General features: G+C 65.9%; 16 protein-coding genes and 1 riboswitch. Of the genes, 9 read left to right on the top strand and 7 right to left on the bottom strand.

The genetic code is table 11. From position 1 onward, the window contains the following. Positions 1–2: 2 nt before the first annotated feature. Positions 3–1,208 (top strand): acetyl-CoA C-acyltransferase, encoded by a 1,206-nt coding sequence (locus tag AC1PLS_RS10385; RefSeq protein WP_102256773.1) that lies wholly within the window; start codon positions 3–5, stop codon positions 1,206–1,208. Between the two features lie 325 nt (positions 1,209–1,533). Here the strand turns inward: AC1PLS_RS10385 and crcB are convergent, their stop codons facing one another. From crcB to AC1PLS_RS10360, 5 genes are all read right to left on the bottom strand, one after another. Beyond that, the gene (gene crcB, locus AC1PLS_RS10380; RefSeq protein WP_054590946.1) at positions 1,534–1,935 is read right to left on the bottom strand and encodes a fluoride efflux transporter CrcB; all 402 of its coding nucleotides are present in this window, start codon (positions 1,933–1,935) and stop codon (positions 1,534–1,536) included. Between the two features lie 114 nt (positions 1,936–2,049). After that, positions 2,050–2,118: riboswitch (Fluoride riboswitch) on the bottom strand. 2 nt (positions 2,119–2,120) lie between these two features. Further along, positions 2,121–3,410, bottom strand: a complete 1,290-nt coding sequence (locus AC1PLS_RS10375; RefSeq protein ID WP_260300188.1) for a replication-associated recombination protein A — start codon at positions 3,408–3,410, stop codon at positions 2,121–2,123. A gap of 159 nt (positions 3,411–3,569) precedes the next feature. Continuing rightward, positions 3,570–4,199: an outer membrane lipoprotein periplasmic chaperone LolA gene (gene lolA, locus AC1PLS_RS10370; RefSeq protein ID WP_184434549.1), complete on the bottom strand. Its 630-nt coding sequence runs from the start codon at positions 4,197–4,199 to the stop codon at positions 3,570–3,572. 107 nt (positions 4,200–4,306) lie between these two features. Next, positions 4,307–6,232 (bottom strand): DUF3857 domain-containing transglutaminase family protein, encoded by a 1,926-nt coding sequence (locus AC1PLS_RS10365; protein ID WP_184434551.1) that lies wholly within the window; start codon positions 6,230–6,232, stop codon positions 4,307–4,309. Between the two features lie 183 nt (positions 6,233–6,415). Next, the gene (locus AC1PLS_RS10360) at positions 6,416–8,773 is read right to left on the bottom strand and encodes a DNA translocase FtsK (RefSeq protein ID WP_065031398.1); all 2,358 of its coding nucleotides are present in this window, start codon (positions 8,771–8,773) and stop codon (positions 6,416–6,418) included. A gap of 282 nt (positions 8,774–9,055) precedes the next feature. Between AC1PLS_RS10360 and trxB the strand changes: the two genes are divergently transcribed. From trxB to infA, 4 genes are all read left to right on the top strand, one after another. Continuing rightward, entirely contained in the window at positions 9,056–10,024 is a 969-nt protein-coding gene (gene trxB / locus AC1PLS_RS10355) for a thioredoxin-disulfide reductase (protein WP_016901755.1), read from the top strand. Positions 10,025–10,084: 60 nt separating this feature from the next. After that, the gene (locus tag AC1PLS_RS10350) at positions 10,085–11,203 is read left to right on the top strand and encodes a GNAT family N-acetyltransferase (RefSeq protein ID WP_184434553.1); all 1,119 of its coding nucleotides are present in this window, start codon (positions 10,085–10,087) and stop codon (positions 11,201–11,203) included. Between the two features lie 245 nt (positions 11,204–11,448). Further along, entirely contained in the window at positions 11,449–12,198 is a 750-nt protein-coding gene (aat, locus tag AC1PLS_RS10345; protein ID WP_184434555.1) for a leucyl/phenylalanyl-tRNA--protein transferase, read from the top strand. Between the two features lie 80 nt (positions 12,199–12,278). Further along, positions 12,279–12,497 carry a translation initiation factor IF-1 gene (gene infA, locus AC1PLS_RS10340; protein WP_002813418.1) on the top strand — a complete coding sequence of 73 codons (219 nt, stop codon included), beginning with the start codon at positions 12,279–12,281 and terminating at the stop codon, positions 12,495–12,497. Between the two features lie 303 nt (positions 12,498–12,800). Here infA and clpA read toward each other — a convergent pair whose 3' ends face one another. Both clpA and clpS read right to left on the bottom strand, forming a co-directional pair. Next, complete coding sequence (gene clpA / locus AC1PLS_RS10335; protein WP_039527343.1) at positions 12,801–15,083, bottom strand: ATP-dependent Clp protease ATP-binding subunit ClpA; 2,283 nt, start codon at positions 15,081–15,083, stop codon at positions 12,801–12,803. Positions 15,084–15,225: 142 nt separating this feature from the next. Further along, positions 15,226–15,546, bottom strand: coding sequence for an ATP-dependent Clp protease adapter ClpS (gene clpS / locus AC1PLS_RS10330; protein ID WP_016901748.1), 321 nt, complete (start codon positions 15,544–15,546; stop codon positions 15,226–15,228). Positions 15,547–15,635: 89 nt separating this feature from the next. Between clpS and AC1PLS_RS10325 the strand changes: the two genes are divergently transcribed. From AC1PLS_RS10325 to hflD, 4 genes are read left to right on the top strand one after another with little or no spacing between them, the layout of a single operon-like run. Then, entirely contained in the window at positions 15,636–15,797 is a 162-nt protein-coding gene (locus AC1PLS_RS10325; RefSeq protein ID WP_481104445.1) for a hypothetical protein, read from the top strand. Then, positions 15,794–16,252 (top strand): NUDIX hydrolase, encoded by a 459-nt coding sequence (locus AC1PLS_RS10320; RefSeq protein WP_016901745.1) that lies wholly within the window; start codon positions 15,794–15,796, stop codon positions 16,250–16,252. Before AC1PLS_RS10325 ends, AC1PLS_RS10320 begins: the two co-directional genes overlap by 4 nt. Continuing rightward, positions 16,249–17,385, top strand: a complete 1,137-nt coding sequence (gene mnmA, locus AC1PLS_RS10315) for a tRNA 2-thiouridine(34) synthase MnmA (protein WP_166771293.1) — start codon at positions 16,249–16,251, stop codon at positions 17,383–17,385. Before AC1PLS_RS10320 ends, mnmA begins: the two co-directional genes overlap by 4 nt. Beyond that, positions 17,385–17,999 carry a high frequency lysogenization protein HflD gene (gene hflD, locus AC1PLS_RS10310; RefSeq protein ID WP_024940108.1) on the top strand — a complete coding sequence of 205 codons (615 nt, stop codon included), beginning with the start codon at positions 17,385–17,387 and terminating at the stop codon, positions 17,997–17,999. The genes mnmA and hflD overlap by 1 nt, the downstream gene beginning before the upstream one ends. Positions 18,000–18,043 lie beyond the last annotated feature (44 nt).

Here is an 18,043-nt window from a genome sequence, read left to right as displayed (position 1 = left end):
CCATGAGCAAACAGATTCAAGAAGCCTACATCGTCGCCGCCACCCGTACGCCGGTCGGCAAGGCGCCCAAGGGCGTGTTCCGCAATACCCGTCCCGACGACATGCTGGCGCACGTGTTGCGTGCAGTCGTGGCGCAGGCGCCGGGCATCGATCTGTCGCGGATCGACGATGCCATCATCGGCTGCGCCATGCCCGAGGGCGAGCAAGGCATGAACGTGGCGCGCATCGGCGTGCTGCTCGCCGGCCTGCCCAACAGCGTGGCCGGCCAGACCATCAATCGTTTCTGTTCGTCCGGCATCCAGGCCGTGGCGATGGCCGCCGACCAGATCCGTCTGGGCAATGCCGACCTGATGCTGGCCGGCGGTACCGAGTCGATGTCGATGGTGCCGATGATGGGCAACAAGGTCGCCATGTCGCCGAACGTCTTTGCCGACGACCACGTCGCGATCGCCTACGGCATGGGCATCACCGCCGAGAAAGTGGCCGAGGAATGGAAGGTCTCGCGCGAGGATCAGGATGCATTCGCGCTCGCTTCGCACCAGAAGGCGATCGCCGCCATTGCCGCCGGCGAATTCCGCGACGAGATCACTCCGTACGAGATCCTCTCGCACCAGCCTGACCTGGCCGGCAATGTCATCGCGCTGCGCAAGCGGCTGATCGACACCGATGAAGGCCCGCGTCCGGACAGCTCGCTCGAAGGCCTGGCCAAGCTGCGTCCGGTGTTCCGCAACGGCCAGTTCGGCGGCAGCGTCACCGCCGGCAACTCCTCGCAGATGAGCGACGGCGCCGGTGCGGTGCTGCTGGCCTCCGAGCAGGCGATCAAGGATTACGGGCTGACCCCGCTGGCCCGCTTTGTCAGCTTCTCGGTGGCCGGCGTGCGTCCGGAGGTGATGGGGATCGGCCCGATCGCGGCGATTCCCAAGGCGCTGAAGCAGGCCGGCCTGACCAAGGACCAGATCGACTGGATCGAGCTCAACGAAGCCTTTGCCGCGCAGGCGTTGGCGGTGATCCGCGACAGTGAGCTGGATCCGTCCAAGGTCAACCCGCTCGGCGGCGCCATCGCCCTTGGCCACCCGCTGGGCGCCACCGGTGCGATCCGTGCCGCCACCCTGGTACATGGCCTGCGCCGTCGTCAGCAGAAGTACGGCATGGTCACCATGTGCATCGGCACCGGCATGGGCGCGGCGGGCATCATCGAAGCGCTGTAAGTCATGCATTGCGGGATCGGCCGTCGGGCCGATCTCGCAGTGCAGATCAGGCTGTCAGTCACTCAGGGCGTGCGCGAGCACGCCTTTTTTATGCGCCAGTGCAAACGGTCGTCAGCGAATGCCAGCGACACCATGCATCCGTCGGCGCACCCGACAGGCACGCGGCCAGGCGTCGCGTCCGAGCATGGCTCCTGATCGCAGGTTGACCGTCGCCCGGCGGCGCCAACACATGCCAGCCATTCAATCGTCGGCGTGTATCTACGCTCGCAACGTCGCCGCATCCCGGCCTTGGCTTCACTGCCGCGATTACACGGCAGAGCTGCGCCTAACGCGCCACCAGCCATTGACCGGCACGCGCACCGGCGAACACCAGCGCCAGTCCGGCCACCAGCGTGATGGCCAGATACACGCCGATCATCGCGGACCGATCCGTGCGTGCGAACACCAGGCATTCCATCATCAACGACGAGAACGTGGTCAGCCCGCCGATCACGCCGACGATCAGCAAGGCCCGCAACGGCCAGCTCGCAGGGCCGCGCGCATCCAGCCAGACCAGCAGCACGCCGGCGACGAACGCACCGAGCAGATTCACCGTCAGCGTGCCCCACGGAAATCCGTTACCGAAGCGCTGCAGCAACGACGCACCGATGGCAAAGCGCAGGCCGGAGCCCAGCGCACCGCCGGTCATCGCCAACAGCAATTGCTGCCACCACACCGGTGCATTCATGCGCGCACTCCGCATGCGGCCAAAGGGGGTTTCAACAAGGTGTCGTGCATGTCGGCATCATCCGGTTTTCTGAGCGAGAAAGGATGCCGGGGCACAGACCTGCCGCCCCGGCGGGGGTGGGCAGGCATCATCAGCGCGCAGGGTGCGTGCGGTTCAAAGAGGAATGCCATCTCCTGTGCGGCCGATTATGCCGTGGGCTTGCCGCCCTTGTCAGCCCGCGCCTGTTCGCGCGCGGCGCGCAGGCGGTCGAGCTTTTCCTTGAGCTTGATCTCCAGCCCGCGCGGCACCGGGTTGTAATAGACCCGCTCGCCCATCGCATCCGGAAAGCCGGTCTGGTCCAGCGCGATCCCGCCTTCGGCGTCGTGGTCGTACTGATAGTCCTGCCCGTAGCCCAACGTCTTCATCAGCTTGGTCGGCGCGTTGCGCAGATGCAGCGGCACCTCCTGCGTGCCGGTGGCGCGCACCTCGGCCTTGGCCTGGTTGAAGGCGGCATAGCCGGCATTGGACTTGGCGGTGCTGGCCAGATACAGCACCAGTTGCGCGAACGCCAGCTCGCCCTCCGGGCTGCCCAAACGCTCGTAGATATCCCAGGCTTCCAGCGCCATGCTCTGCGCGCGCGGATCGGCCAGGCCGATATCTTCGATCGCCATGCGGGTCAGCCGCCGCGCCAGATAGGCCGGGTCGCAGCCGCCGTCGAGCATGCGCGTGAGCCAGTACAGCGCGGCATCGGGGTTGGAGCTGCGCACCGATTTATGCAGCGCCGAAATCTGGTCGTAGAACTGCTCGCCGTTCTTGTCGAAGCGACGCGTGCGGTCGGCCAGCACCTGCAGCAGCGTCTGCGGAGTGATCTGGCCACCCTCGCCGCCTGCCAGTTCCGCGGCGATCTCCAGCAGGGTCAATGCACGGCGCACGTCGCCGTCGGCCGCGCTGGCAATTTCCAGCAGCGAGGCATCGCTGACCTGGATGCTCTCCTGCCCCAGCCCGCGCTCCGGATCGTGCAGCGCACGTTGCAAGGCCTCGACGATGTCCTGCGGCGAAACGCCTTCCAGCACGTGCACGCGGCAGCGCGACAACAATGCCGAATTCAGTTCGAACGAGGGATTTTCGGTCGTCGCACCGACGAACAGGATCGTGCCACGCTCGATATGCGGCAGGAACGCATCCTGCTGCGCCTTGTTGAAGCGGTGCACTTCATCGACGAACAACACCGTGCGGCGCCCGCCGGCAAAGCGCTGCGCAGCCTCGGCCAGCACCTGGCGCACCTCGGGCAAACCCGACAACACTGCCGAGATCGCCTTGAACTCGGCGTCGGCGTAATGCGCCAGCAGCAGTGCCAGGGTGGTCTTGCCGCAACCGGGCGGGCCCCACAGGACCATCGAATGCACACGGCCGGATTCCACCGCGCGTCGCAATGCGCTGTCGGGCGCGAGCAGTCGCTTCTGCCCGACCATCTCGTCGAGGGTGCGCGGACGCATGCGCTCGGCCAGCGGGCGCAAATGCTCGCCGTCTACGCTGAGCAGATCGGCTTGGGGAGTGATGGGGAGCTTGGTTCGTGCCACGCGGCATTGTATCGCGTCAGCCAACGACCTTCTGCGAACACGGCCGTTGGCTGCACGACTCCTGCAAGCAACGGCTTACTGCACGTCGCCGACCACGTCCACGCCCTTGCCCGGCGTGTAGCGGAAAGTGTCGGCCGCGAATGCCGGATTGCGCTTCCAGCCGCTGAAGCTGATCGCGGTGCGCTGGCCGACCGCATCCACGACTTCCATCCTGGCCAGGCCATCCTTGCCGAACCCCAGCGAGGCCATCTGGAAACTGGCTTCGGTGTCGACCTTGGGCGTCAGCGACAGCCATTGCAGTCCGTCACGCGGCGCCGCTTCTTCGCTGACGTCGTATTGCTTGTCCAGGCGCGCCGGGTCGATCAATGCAACCAGTGGGCTGTTCTGTTCTTCGCTGCCCTGCGCACGCACGGTCACCTGCTCCAGGTCCGGGTCGAACACCCACACCTTCTTGCCGTCGGCCACGATCAGCTGCTTGTAGGGCTTGGCGTATTCCCAACGGAACTGGCGCGGCGCCGACAATGCCACCCGCCCGCTCGCGCGTTCCTTGACCCGGCCGTTGGCATCGGAGACCTGCTGACTGAACTGCCCGTCCAGGCCTTTCAGGCCGCGTGTGAACGTGTCCAGCTCCTGGCGCGCACCGGCAAACGCGGTGCCGGCGAACAGGGCGGTGGCGAGAACGGCATAACGGAGCTGGCGATGCATCGCGGTGTTCCAGAAAGGGAATGCGGGAATTCTGATACTTCCTGGATGAATGGGCGAGCGCTATCGCACAAGGCGTTCAGATCGCGGCCGCCGCCAGTGGATTCATCTCACTGCGCCGTCTGTACCTTGGACAGATCGCCATACACGATCTGCCCGCGAAAGCCGCGCCGCACCTGCTGGTAGAGCTCGCGAAACGCGCGGTAATCCTGCGGCTGACACAGCGCCTGCGGCCCACGTACTGCCGCGCGTTGCAAGCGATGCACCGCCGTCACCGTCTGGCCCTGGCGCGTCCACTCGACCGCGTACTCGCCAGCAGCGTTGCGAAAGCGGCTGCTGCGCGGAATCGCGATGATCGGCACCGTCGCCGGGAAGCTCACCACATAGGTCTCTTCGCGCACGCTGTCGTTGCAGTAGAACGGGGTCAGGTTGTCGTCGGCCGAGGTGGTCGTATAGATGCCTCGGGTGGATTCGGCACCGGGCATATCGGGCAAGGTCATGCCGCCGACCACCGAAAAATCCACCGCATCCTCGGCCTGGAAGGAGTAGCGATAGTTGAACGGCGCATCCAGATCCAAAGGGTCGCCCTGGATCAACAGATCGCCGGTGCCATCGAAGCCGGACTGCGCAATGATCGACTCCTCGATGCGATTGCGGTTCTGCGCATTGAGCTGCACGAACATCGCACGCAGCCCCACCTCGCCGGTCTGTCCGCTGTCGAGCGTGGTCAGGCCGTGCAGCCCGCCCTGCGGGGTAAAGCGGTACTCGGTACGCGCGACGTAACGGTTGACCTTGCGGTCGTTGGGTGGGGTATGCGTGACCTTGCCGTCCAGCGTATGCACCACCGGCGCCCCGAGGTCACCGGCCGGCAACTGGCCGAAGCGCGCGTACGGATTGGTCGAATCGACATACAGATCGAACGCCGGGATATAGGTGATGGCGTGATTGAAGCGGCCGAGCACCGGGATCGGCGGCAGCGTCGGCCCGCCTTCGGCGCCGATCAGCACGGGGGTGCTGGCGATGCCCTTGGCCGCCAGCAAGGCTTCCAGGATCACGGTGTGGTCCTTGCAGTCGCCATAGTGGTTGGCCAGGATGCTGTCGGCGCTGTTAGGCTCCAGCCCGCCGTTGCCCAGGTATACCGCCACGTAGCGGATATTGCGCGCCACCCACGCGTACAGCGCAGCGGCCTGCGCCCGCGGCGCGTCGATGCCGCGGGTCACCCCGTCGGCCAGCGACTGGATCGCCGGCGTCACCGCGGCGGCGCGGCCACCCTTGACGTGATAGGCCAGGCCCATCTGCGACCAGCTGTCGAAGGTGCTGGCCATCAAGGTGGGGCTGAACTCCCAGGTCGCCGCGCTCCAGTTCTGGTTCTTCATCGGCGTGGTGCGCTGATAGCGCCACTCCCAGCGCGCCTGATCGCCACGCACCACCGGCCTGGTCCCGCCCTGCAAGCCGCGCACCGACAAATGCATCGGCAATGCCTTCGGTGCCACCAGCGTGACCACCGCATCGTCGTATTGCGCGAACACACTGAAGGTCTCCCACAGACTGAAGTAGCCGGGGAAGTACGGGGTGTTCTGCGCACGCCGCACGCGATAGACGATGCGCGCGCCCGGGGCCAGATTCGGGAACACCACCACCTTGACCTTGCGGTCGGCATACATCGCCGCCGCTGCGCTGGAGTAGCTTTCCTGGGTGTAGATCTTGTCGGGCGCCACGTCCTGGCGCAGTCCTTCGGCGGTGACGGTGTAGGCCTGCAGCACCTCCAGGGTTTCCATCTTCTCGCTATAGCTCAGCCGCACCTGGCTGAACTGCTCCACTGCCGACTTGGTCTTGAGCAGGATCTCGTACTCGTCGGTTTCCACGCTGCTGGCATCGGCACGCACTTCGTAGTCGGCGCGATAGCGCACGAAGCTGTAGTTGGTGTCGGCCTGCGTGCGCGCCACAGCGGCGGCAGGCGCGGGCTGTTGCTGGGCCTGGGCCAGCAATGGCAGTGAGATCAGCAGCAGGAGCAGCAACACGGAACGACGCAGCATGGGTCTCGATCGCGGCGGGCCGGAGCGGCCCTCGGGCATCAGGGTAGCCGGTGTGCGCCGCAGCGTCAGGCACCGGCCTCCAACATCGCCGCATCCATGCGCATGTTCAAACGCGTGCGCATCCCGCATCAGCCCGGAACGCGGCACGACCAAGCCGACACGCGCCGCGTTGCCGGCCGCCGATTACTTGGGCGGCGGCGGTGCCAGCACGGTGCGATCGCCATTGTGCTCGGGCGGGCTGACCACGCCGGCCGCTTCCATCGCTTCGATCAGGCGTGCGGCGCGGTTGTAGCCGATCTTCAAGCGCCGCTGCACGCCGGAGATCGAGGCACGCCGGGTTTCGGTGACGATGCGCAAGGCTTCGTCGTACAGGGGGTCTGACTCGTCGCCGCCACCGCCGCTGCTTTCCGGCAAACCGGTCGCACCGACCACGGTGCCATCGCCCATGGTCTGAACCTCGTCCAGCACGCCCTCGACGTAGGACACAGGCCCGCTGGCCTTGAGATGCTCGACCACCCGATGCACTTCCTCGTCGCTGACGAAGGCACCATGCACGCGGTCCGGCAGCGCGGTGCCGGGCGGCAGATACAGCATGTCGCCATTGCCCAGCAGCGCTTCGGCGCCGGACTGATCCAGGATAGTGCGCGAGTCGATCTTGGAGCTGACCTGGAACGCCACGCGGGTCGGGATATTGGCCTTGATCAGGCCGGTGATCACGTCCACCGACGGCCGCTGCGTGGCCAGGATCAGATGGATACCGGCCGCACGCGCCTTCTGCGCCAGGCGCGCGATCAACTCTTCGACCTTCTTGCCGACGATCATCATCATGTCGGCGAATTCGTCGATGAAGATCACGATGAACGGCAGCGTCTCCAGCGGCCGCGGCGCCTCACCCAGCTCGGGGTTGGGCTTGAACAACGGGTCCATCATCGGCTGGCCGGCGTCGATGGCGTCCTTGATCTTCTTGTTGAAGCCGGCCAGGTTGCGCACGCCCACCGCGCTCATCAGCTTGTAGCGGCGCTCCATCTCGGCCACGCACCAACGCAGGCCGTTGGCGGCCTCCTTCATGTCGGTGACCACCGGCGCCAGCAGATGCGGGATGCCCTGATAGACGCTCAATTCGAGCATCTTCGGGTCGATCATCAGCATGCGCAGTTCCTTGTGCGAGGCCTTGAACAGCAGGCTCAGCACCATCGCGTTGACCGCCACCGACTTGCCCGAGCCGGTGGTACCGGCCACCAGCAAGTGCGGCATGCGCGCCAGATCGGCCACCGTCGGGCGCCCGGCGATGTCCTTGCCCAGGGCCAGGGTCAGCGGGCTGGCCGACTTGTCGTATTCCTTGGAGCGCAGCAGCTCGGACAGGAAGATCATCTCGCGGCTGACGTTGGGGATCTCCAGGCCGATCACCGACTTGCCCGGGATCACGTCGACCACGCGCACCGACTTGACCGACAGCCCGCGCGCGATGTCCTTGTCCAGCGAGCTGATCTGGCTGACCTTGATGCCCGGTGCCGGCTCGATCTCGAAGCGGGTGATCACCGGACCCGGATAGGCCCCGACCACCTGCGCCTCGATGCGGAAATCCTTGAGCTTGAACTCGATCTGCCGCGACAGCGTCTCCAGCGTCTCTTCCGAATAGCCCTTGGCCTGCGGCTTGGGGTCGTCCAGCAGGGCCAGCGGCGGCAGGTCGGAGCCGTCGGTGCTCACGCCCTGGAACATCGGGATCTGGGTATCGCGCTTGGCGCGCTCGCTCTTTTCCACCACCGGTGCCGGCGGCGGCTCGATCTTGACCGGCTCGCGCTTGGCCTGCTTGACCGCATCGACCTTGCGCACTTCCTCGCGCTCTTCTCGCATCACGCGGGTCTGCTGCCACTCGGTGGCCTGGTGGGTCTTGCGCTGCATCAGCGGCCCCAGCGCCAGCACCCAGGTGCCGATGCGCTCCATCACCGCAAACCACGACAGGCCGGTGGCCAGGGTGATCGACACCAGCAGCAGCACCAGCACGAACAGGTTGGCGCCCAAGGCTCCGAACCCGGCGCTCAGCGAATTGCTGACCAACCGCCCCAGGATCCCGCCAGCGGCGGCCACGTCGCCGTTGAACAGGCGCAGATGCAGGAAGCCGGTCGAGGCGATCAGGAAACCCACCATGCCGACCAGCCGCAACGCCGGCCCCAGGTCGGCCTCGGCCTGTCCTTCCTTGTCCATGCCGAACAAGGCGATCCAGGCCACCGCGCCCAGCACCACCGGCAGCAGGAAGGCCACATAACCGAACAGCTGCAGCAGCACGTCGGCCGTCCAGGCGCCGACGCGGCCGCCCATGTTGTGCACCGGCGCGACCACGCTGCCGGTCTGCGACCAGCCGGGATCGGCGCTCGAATAGGTGAACAGGCTGGCCAGCAGATACAGCAGCAGCGGCGCCACCGCGATCAATGCCAGATCGCGCCAGAGCTTCTGCCGACGCGGATTGTCCGCCGCCGCTGTCTTGCGCGAGGACGTCTTGCCCTCAGCGGGCTTGCTGCGTTCGGGAACCTGCTTTGCCACCTGTAGCCAGACCTTAGAAAAATGCTGTTAGTGGTTGATAATAAACGACTGAGGCCACGGTTTCAGCTGTTGCATGCGCATCGCCTGCGCGGGCATGCGATGGTCAACAAAAACGCCGCACGGGGCGGCGTCGATTAGGCGTGCTGGGTGGACCATGCCATCTGCGGTTCAAGCAGTTCCATCGCGCCGCCTTGATTCACCGGGTGGGGACCGCCACTCTATGCCGCCACAGGGGCGCGAATTCACCCGCCTGCCCTGCCAATTCCTAGATCGCGAGTATACATGAGCGCCTCTTCTGCCAGTCCCGCCAAGCATTCCCGTCTGCTGATCCTGGGCTCCGGCCCGGCCGGCTGGACCGCCGCGGTCTACGCCGCCCGCGCCAACCTCAAGCCGGTGGTGATCACCGGCCTGCAGCAAGGCGGCCAGCTGATGACCACTACCGAAGTCGACAACTGGCCGGGCGACCCCCACGGCCTGATGGGCCCGGACCTGATGAGTCGCATGCAGGCGCATGCCGAGCGCTTCGAGACCGAGGTGATCTTCGACCACATCCACACCGCCGACCTGTCGCAGCGCCCGTTCCGTCTGACCGGCGACGGTGCCGAATACACCTGCGACGCACTGATCATCTCCACCGGCGCCACCGCCAAGTACCTGGGCATCCCCAGTGAGGAAGCCTTCAAGGGCCGCGGCGTGTCCGCCTGCGCCACCTGCGACGGCTTCTTCTACAAGGACCAGGACGTGGTGGTGGTCGGCGGCGGCAATACCGCGGTCGAAGAAGCGCTGTACCTGTCCAACATCGCCCGCAAGGTCTACCTGGTGCATCGCCGCGACACGCTGCGCGCCGAAAAGATCATGCAGGACAAGCTGTTCGCCAAGGTCGCCGCCGGCAAGATCGAAACCGTCTGGCACCACGCCATCGATGAAGTGCTGGGCAACGATGCCGGCGTCACCGGCGTGCGGGTCAAGTCCACCCTCGACGGCAGCACCCGCGAGATCGTCGCGCACGGCTTCTTCGTTGCCATCGGTCATCACCCCAACACGCAATTGTTCGACGGCCAGCTGGCGATGAACAACGGCTACCTGGAAATCCGCTCCGGCCTCAACGGCGCGGCGACCGAGACTTCGGTGGCCGGCGTGTTCGCCGCCGGCGACGTCGCCGACCAGCACTACCGCCAGGCGATCACCTCGGCCGGCTTCGGCTGCATGGCTGCGCTGGATGCCGAGCGCTACCTCGACAAGAGCGCCTGAGGTGGCTGCTGACCGCCGGCCGCGCCGTGCGGGCAGCGCCGAAACCAGCGGACCGTGCGCATGAGCGTCACGGCCCGCTGGTGCCGCCGGCTGGACGAGCTTCCGGCCGGTGCCTGGAACACGCTGCACGACGGCGCGCACCCATTCATTTCTTATGCGTTCCTGGAAGGCCTGGAGCAGGAGGGCTGCCTGCGACCGGACTGGGGCTGGAACCCGCTGCACCTGACGCTATGGGATGGCGACACGCTGGTCGCCGCCGCACCGGGATACCTGAAGAACAACTCGCATGGCGAGTTCGTGTTCGACCACGCCTGGGCGAACGCCTACGCGCGCTACGGGCAGGAGTACTTCCCCAAGTGGCTGTGCGGGGTGCCCTACTCGCCGGTGACCGGACCGCGCCTGCTGGGCGCACCACGCTGGCGACCGCAGTTGCTCGCGGCGATGCGCACGCTGGTGGAGCGCAGCGGGCTATCGTCGGCGCACGTCAACTTCCACCCGGCCGACGAAGACGCCGCCTTCGACGCCGACTGGCTGGAGCGCAACGATCTGCAGTACCACTGGCACAACGTCAGCGACTGGAGCGATTTCGAAAGCTTCCTGGCGGCGATGGACCACAAGCGGCGCAAGAACATCCGCCAGGAGCGCGCCAAGGTGCAGCGGGCCGGCGTGCAGTTGCGCGTGGTGCATGGCGATGAAGCCAGCGACGCCGACCTGGAGGCGATGTATGGCTTCTATCTCAAGACCTTCAACGAATACGGCAACTCGCCCGCGCTGACGCCGGAATTCCTGCATCACCTGGCCCGGCACCTGCCGCGCCAGCTGGTGATGTTTCTGGCCGAGCTGGATGGGCAACCGATCGCCGGCGCGCTCTGCCTGCGCGGGCGCGACACGTTGTACGGGCGTTACTGGGGCGGCGAAGCCCTTCCGGGACTGCATTTTGAAACCTGCTACTACCAGGGCATCGAATACTGCCTGCGCGAGGGCCTGGCCCGCTTCGAGCCCGGCGCGCAAGGCGAGCACAAGATCGCGCGCGGCTTTCTGCCGACCCTGGTCCGCAGCCGTCACTGGATCGCCGACCCCGGCTTCCGCGAGCCGCTGGCACAATGGTGCGCCGACGAGCGCCAGGCGGTGGCCCGGCATGCACGCGAGCTGTCAGAGCACAGCCCGTTTCGCGACTGAGCCGCGCGGCGGCGACGTAGAGCGCAGTCGCCGCTGATCGCCGGCCGGGCGTATTGGGGACGTCGGAGCAAGGCGGCCAATCCACCCAGAGAACACTCGTCTGGCGAGTGCGAACTACGCGCCCAGCATCGCGGTGCTTGCGGACGCATGCCGCAACGCGTGTCGACCACACCCGCGGACCGTCGCATGCCGGCGATGGTCGTTGCCCTGGGTGCAGCATGTACGACACGCTCTACACTGCGCGCATGTCCCGCGCCCTTCTCTATCTGCTGGCGGCCGATCCGGCCGCCCCGTTTCCGCCGGCCGAGTCCGCGTTGCGCGAGCCGGACGGCCTGCTCGCCATCGGTGGCGACCTGTCGCCGCAACGCCTGCTCAACGCCTATGCCAGTGGCGTGTTCCCGTGGTTCTCGGAAGGCCAGCCGATCCTGTGGTGGAGCCCGGACCCACGCACGGTGTTTCGCACCGATGGCGTGCGCCTGTCCTCGCGCTTCCGTCGCCAGCTGCGCAGCAGCCACTGGATCGTGCGCGCCGATACCGCCTTCGCGCAGGTGATCGATGCCTGCGCGTCGATTCCGCGTGCCGGCCAGGATGGCACCTGGATCACCACGCCGATGCAGCAGGCCTATCTCGAACTGCATCGGCTGGGCCATGCGCATTCGCTGGAGGTGTTCGATGGCACGCGCCTGGTCGGCGGCATCTACGGCGTGGCGGTCGGCCGGATGTTCTTCGGCGAGAGCATGTTCAGTGCCGACAGCGGCGGCTCCAAGGTGGCGCTGGCGGCACTGGCCGCGCACCTGCATTCCCGCGGGTGGCCGTTGCTCGATGCGCAGGTAGAGAATCCGCACCTGATGCGCCTGGGGGCGCAACGCCTGCCACGTGCAGAGTTCCTGCAGCAGGTGCGGCTGCAGGTCGGCCAGGCGGCGGCACCCGGCAGTTGGTCCGAACGCTACGGCGAGCGGCCTGCCAGCGCGCTCGCTGAAGTCCGCTTAACATAAAATTTGCACCGCGGGGAGATGGGGCGTAAAATGCCGTCCCTTACGGCCCTTCCGGGCCAGCCGTGATTGCACAGGATTACATGTCGAAAGACGACTCCATTGAATTCGAAGGCAGCGTCAGCGAGACGCTCCCCAACACCACGTTCCGGGTCAAGCTGGAAAACGGGCATGAGATCATCGCCCACATCTCCGGCCGCATGCGCAAGAACTACATCCGCATCCTGACCGGCGACCGGGTCAAAGTTGAGATGACTCCCTACGACCTGACCAAGGGTCGTATTACCTACCGCATGAAGTAAGCGGTTCTGGTGTGAGACGCGAGGCGGCCAATGGCCGCTTTTTGTCGTTCCCGAGATTTGCGTATCGGGTTGGCAGCGGCGATCCGGCAGTGTCGGCTTGCGTCTGTCTTCGCTTGCACCTTGCCTCCGGCGCTTACGCCTCGATCGCTACCCTGCCCAAGCTCCGGAAGCGCGCTGTCGTTGCTCCTCGCGAGCCGCGACCGCCGCCCGGCTTCTGCGCGCCCCTCACTCGGGCCACAAGTTCTGAGGGCATAAAAAAACCGCTCTTTCGAGCGGTTCTTTCGTTTCAGTACCGCAAGGCGATCAGTCGACCGTTGCCGGCAGCAGACGCTCCGGTTCCGGGTGCGCTTCCACCACCAGTTCGCCATCCTTGACGTCGATACTGACCCGACCGCCTTCCACCAGCTTGCCGAACAACAGTTCGTCGGCCAGCGGACGCTTGATCTTCTCCTGGATCACACGCGACATCGGGCGCGCGCCCATCAATGGATCGAAGCCGTGCTGGGCCAGCCAGTCGCGCGCAGTCGGGGTGGCCGACAGCGAGACGTGCTTTTCCTGCAGCAGCATTTCCAGCTCGATGATGAACTTGTCCACCACCCGCAGGATGTGATCGAAGCCCAGCGGCTGGAACTGCACGATCGCATCCAGGCGGTTGCGGAACTCGGGCGTGAAGCCGCGGCGAATCGACTCCATCGCATCGGTGGAGTGATCCTGCTTGGTGAAGCCGATCGACCGCCGCGACGCCTGGGTGGCGCCGGCATTGGTCGTCATCACCAGGATCACGTTCTTGAAGTTCGCCTCGCGCCCGTTGGTGTCGGTCAGGATGCCGCGATCCATGACCTGCAACAGGATGTTGAAGATGTCCGGATGCGCCTTCTCCACCTCATCCAGCAGCAGCACGCAGTGCGGCGTCTTGACGATTTTCTCGGTCAACAGACCGCCTTGATCGAAGCCCACATAGCCCGGAGGCGCGCCGATCAGGCGGCTGATCGAATGCGCTTCCATGTACTCGGACATGTCGAAGCGCACCAGTTCGATCCCCAGCTGCAGCGCGAGCTGCTTGGTGACCTCGGTCTTGCCGACGCCGGTAGGGCCGGCAAACAGGAAGTTGCCGATCGGCTTTTCCGGATTGGCCAGGCCCGAGCGCGCCAGCTTGATCGAGCCGGCCAGCGTCTCGATTGCCGGGTTCTGCCCGAAGATCACCATCTTCAGGTTGCGCTCCAGATGCTGCAGCACGTCCTTGTCGGTCGCGCTGACCTGCTTGGCCGGAATCCGCGCCATCTTGGCGACGATGGTCTCGATCTCCTCGATATCGATCAGTTCCTTGCGCTTGCCTTCCGGCAGCAGACGCTGACGCGCACCGGCCTCGTCGATCACATCGATCGCCTTGTCCGGCAGCAGGCGGTCACCGATGTGCTTGACCGACAGGTCTACGGCCGCCTGTAGCGCGTCATCGGCATAGGTCACGCCGTGATGCGCCTCGTACTTGGGCTTGAGGCCCTGCAGGATTTCGAAGGTCTCGCCCACGGTCGGCTCGACGATGTCGATCTTCTGGAAGCGACGCGCCAGTGCACGGTCCTTTTCGAAGATGCCGCGGTATTCCTGGAACGTGGTCGAGCCGATGCAGCGCAGCTCACCCGACGACAGCGCCGGCTTGATCAGATTGGACGCATCCATGGTGCCACCCGACGCCGATCCGGCACCGATGATGGTATGGATCTCGTCGATGAACAGCACCGCGTTGGGCACCTTCTTCAGCGCCGCCAGCACGCCCTTGAGGCGCTTTTCGAAGTCGCCACGGTACTTGGTGCCTGCCACCAGGGCGCCCAGGTCCAGCGAGAAGATAACCGCATCGGCCAGTACCTCCGGCACGTCGTTGTCGACGATGCGCTTGGCCAGACCTTCGGCGATCGCGGTCTTGCCCACGCCGGCCTCGCCCACGTACAGCGGGTTGTTCTTGCGGCGGCGGCACAGCACCTGGATGGTGCGCTCGATTTCGTCGCCACGGCCGACCAACGGGTCGATCTTGCCGTTGCGGGCCTGCTCGTTGAGATTGGTGGCGAACTCGGCCAGCGCATCGCCTTTGGCCTCGCCCTCCCCGCCCTCACTCTTGGGCTCGCCATCGGAGGCGGACGGCTGCTCGCCGTCCTCGCCCAGCTTGGCGATGCCATGGGAGAGGTAATTGACGATATCCAGACGGGTGATGTCCTGCTGGTTCAGGAAGTACACCGCGTGCGAATCCTTCTCGCCGAAGATCGCGACCAGCACGTTGGCGCCGGTGACTTCCTTCTTGCCCGAGGATTGCACGTGATAGACCGCACGCTGCAGCACACGCTGGAAGCCCAGGGTGGGCTGGGTGTCGCGGCCATCGTCTTCGGCCAGGCGCGAGACCGAGGCCTCGATCGCCTGCTCCAGATCGTTGTGCAAACGCACCTGGTCGGCGCCGCAAGCCTTGAGGACGGCCTGGGCGGACGGGTTGTCCAGCAGCGAGAGCAGCAGGTGCTCAACGGTCATGAACTCATGACGCGCCTCGCGTGCTCGCTTGTAGCACTGGCCGATGGTTTGCTCTAGGTCTTTGCTGAACATTGGTAACTCCGAACGGCTGTTGCCAACAATATGCGGCTTTTGTTGGGATTTACCACAACCCTATCGGATAGGTATGTTCAGACTGCGTTAGCATGTGATTGCAGCCACAGTGTTGCGCTGCTGGAATGATCGGATTGACGCCTCAGGTCTGTTCCATCGTGCACAGCAGCGGGTGCTGGTTCATGCGCGAAAATTCATTGACCTGCGCCACCTTGGACTCGGCAACTTCGCGGCTGTAGACCCCGCAGACGCCGCGTCCACGGGTGTGGACATGCAGCATGACCTGCGTGGCCCGCTCCAGATCGAGGTTGAAAAACTGCTGCAGCACCGTCACCACGAAGTCCATCGGGGTGTAGTCGTCGTTCAGCAAAAGCACCTGATAGCGCGGCGGTGGCGCCACTTCAGGCTTGCTGGCTTCGACGGTGAGGCCGTGATCGTGTTCGTGTGAGGTCTTACGAGGCATCCGGGCATTATACGGTTCATCGCCGCACGCATTGGACGATTTACGCCGCGCCCCGCACAATTTGTCTCCGATTCCATGGCTGGCCCTTGATGACCGATTCCCTGACCGCGCGGTTGCTGGCGCCGTCGTTCACTGACTTGTCCAGCTCCGTGCACCTTGCCGGGTCGCAGCGCCGCTTGACCCGGCTTCAAACCGTGCGGTTCGCCGACAGCGCGAGCGCGGCCCCGATCACGCAGGATCCGCAGCGATGAGCGCTTCCGACCAACGCTGGCATCCGGATGTCACCGTGGCCACCGTGGTGGTGCGCGACGGGCGCTTCCTGCAGGTGGAAGAGACCATCGGCGGCAAGCTGTTGTTGAACCAGCCTGCCGGGCATCTGGAGCCGGATGAGAGCCTGCTCGATGCGGCGGTGCGCGAGACGCTGGAAGAGACCGGCTGGGATGTCCGCCTGACCCACTTCATCGGCACCTATCAGTGGGTCGCCCCGACTGGCCAGTGCTTCCTGCGGTTTGCGTTTGTCGCCGAGGCCGTGACCCACCATCCCGAGCGCAGCCTGGATACCGGCGTGGTGCGCGCGTTGTGGATGACGCCGGACGAATTGCGCAGCGCGACCGAGCGCCTGCGCAGCCCGTTGGTGTGGGAAGTGGTGGCCGACTATCTGGCCGGCCAGCGCCATCCCTTGGCCTTGGTGCGGCACGTCGCATGAGTACGCCACGGATCGTTGTCGGGGTCTCCGGCGGTGTGGATTCGTCGGTGGCGGCCTGGCGGCTGGCCCAGCAGGGTGAGTCGATCGCCGGGCTGTTCATGCAGAACTGGGCCGACGACGGCAGCGGCGATTGCCGCGCCGAGGACGACCGCCGCGATGCGGTGGCGGTGTGCGGGGTGCTGGGCATCCCGTTCCACTTCCGCGATTTTTCCGGTGAATACTGGAGCGGCGTGTTCGAGCACTTCCTGGCCGAATACGCGGCCGGGCGCACGCCGAATCCGGACGTGCTGTGCAACCGCGAGGTCAAGTTCAAGCATTTTCTGGATGCGGCCCAGGCGCTGGGCGCCGAGCGCATCGCCACCGGCCACTATGCGCGGGTGGCGCACAGCGGCGGGCGCTGGCGCCTGCTGCGCGGCGCCGACCGCAGCAAGGACCAGAGCTATTTCCTGCATCAGCTGGGCCAGACCCAGCTGGCCGCGACGCTGTTTCCGATCGGCGATATGGAAAAAAGCACGCTGCGCGGGGTCGCCCAGGACGCCGGTCTGCCGACCCATGCCAAGAAGGATTCCACCGGCATCTGTTTCATTGGCGAACGCGATTTCCGCGAGTTTCTGGGCCGCTACCTGCCCGCGCGCAGCGGCGAGATCCGCGACCCGCAGGGGCAGCGCATCGCCGAGCATCCGGGGGTGTTCTATTTCACCCTGGGTCAGCGCGAAGGCCTGAACATCGGTGGCGTGCGAGGGCGTGCCGCCGCGCCGTGGTACGTGGTCGGCAAGGATGTGGCGAGCAACGTGCTGTATGTGGACCAGGATCGCGACAGCCCGCTGCTGCAATCGCGCTGGCTGCAGTCCGAGCAGGCCCATTGGGTCACCGGGGCGCCGCCGGCGCGCAGCTTCGTCTGCACCGCACAGACACGTTACCGGCAGCCCGACGAGCCGTGCACGGTCGAGGTGCAGGACGATGGCAGCGTGCAGGTGCGTTTCGAGCGGCCGCAGCGGGCGGTGACGCCCGGGCAGTCGCTGGTGCTGTACGACGGCGAGGAATGCCTGGGCGGCGCGGTCATCGCCGCCACCGATGCGCCGCTGGAACGCCAACTGGCGGGATCTTCTTTTTCACCTGAGGTAGTGGCTTGATGAGTTCTTCCATGGATCACCGCGTGCTGGCGCTTGCCGGCGTCGCCCAGGCCCTGCAACAGGTGCGGCGGATCGCCGAAACCGGGCATTCGGAGGCTGCGACGGTGCGTACCGCCATGGACAGCGTGTTCCGGGTGGATGCGTCCTCGCCGGAGGCCGTGTACGGCTCGCCAGCGGACCTGGCGCCAGGGCTGCGGCTGCTGCACAACTATTTCCACAACCAGGGCCAGGACGAGGTCCTGCCGCGGCTGGCGCTGGCAGTGCTGCAGCTGGAGCGCCGCTTCGTGCGCGACACCGCCACCGTGGCCACGGTCTCCAATGGCATCGAGGCAGCGGCGCGGCAGGCACACAGCCTGGGCGACAGCGGCCACCCTGACGTGCTGAGTTCGCTGGGCGGGCTGTATGCGCAGACCATCAGCCACTTGCGCCCCAAGGTCATGGTGCAGGGCAATCCGCATTACCTGGGCCAGGCCGGCGTGGTCGCGGAAATCCGCGCGCTGCTGCTGGCCGCGGTCCGCTCGGCCGTGTTGTGGCGGCAGATGGGTGGCAGCCTGTGGGATTTCCTGTTTGCCAAGCGCGCAATGATCGAAGCGGTGGACCGCGCGCTGCGCTAGACCACTGACGATCCCGGTGTGCTACACGCGCTGGCGGTCGCTGG

This window comes from Xanthomonas sp. NCPPB 3218 (assembly GCF_056725185.1).
Note: the sequence above shows the minus strand (reverse complement) of the source record. Positions and strands in the feature narration are given on the sequence as shown.

Bases quoted from the DNA above. Each gene is read 5' to 3' on its own strand.
- crcB (WP_054590946.1), bottom strand. From the start codon at position 1,935: ATGAATGCACCGGTGTGGTGGCAGCAATTGCTGTTGGCGATGACCGGC.
- AC1PLS_RS10350 (WP_184434553.1), top strand. From the start codon at position 10,085: ATGAGCGTCACGGCCCGCTGGTGCCGCCGGCTGGACGAGCTTCCGGCC.
- infA (WP_002813418.1), top strand. From the start codon at position 12,279: ATGTCGAAAGACGACTCCATTGAATTCGAAGGCAGCGTCAGCGAGACG.
- AC1PLS_RS10325 (WP_481104445.1), top strand. From the start codon at position 15,636: ATGACCGATTCCCTGACCGCGCGGTTGCTGGCGCCGTCGTTCACTGAC.
- clpS (WP_016901748.1), bottom strand. From the start codon at position 15,546: ATGCCTCGTAAGACCTCACACGAACACGATCACGGCCTCACCGTCGAA.
- AC1PLS_RS10385 (WP_102256773.1), top strand. From the start codon at position 3: ATGAGCAAACAGATTCAAGAAGCCTACATCGTCGCCGCCACCCGTACG.
- mnmA (WP_166771293.1), top strand. From the start codon at position 16,249: ATGAGTACGCCACGGATCGTTGTCGGGGTCTCCGGCGGTGTGGATTCG.
- trxB (WP_016901755.1), top strand. From the start codon at position 9,056: ATGAGCGCCTCTTCTGCCAGTCCCGCCAAGCATTCCCGTCTGCTGATC.
- hflD (WP_024940108.1), top strand. From the start codon at position 17,385: ATGAGTTCTTCCATGGATCACCGCGTGCTGGCGCTTGCCGGCGTCGCC.
- AC1PLS_RS10365 (WP_184434551.1), bottom strand. From the start codon at position 6,232: ATGCTGCGTCGTTCCGTGTTGCTGCTCCTGCTGCTGATCTCACTGCCA.
- aat (WP_184434555.1), top strand. From the start codon at position 11,449: ATGTCCCGCGCCCTTCTCTATCTGCTGGCGGCCGATCCGGCCGCCCCG.
- AC1PLS_RS10375 (WP_260300188.1), bottom strand. From the start codon at position 3,410: ATGCGTCCGCGCACCCTCGACGAGATGGTCGGGCAGAAGCGACTGCTC.
- clpA (WP_039527343.1), bottom strand. From the start codon at position 15,083: ATGTTCAGCAAAGACCTAGAGCAAACCATCGGCCAGTGCTACAAGCGA.
- lolA (WP_184434549.1), bottom strand. From the start codon at position 4,199: ATGCATCGCCAGCTCCGTTATGCCGTTCTCGCCACCGCCCTGTTCGCC.
- AC1PLS_RS10320 (WP_016901745.1), top strand. From the start codon at position 15,794: ATGAGCGCTTCCGACCAACGCTGGCATCCGGATGTCACCGTGGCCACC.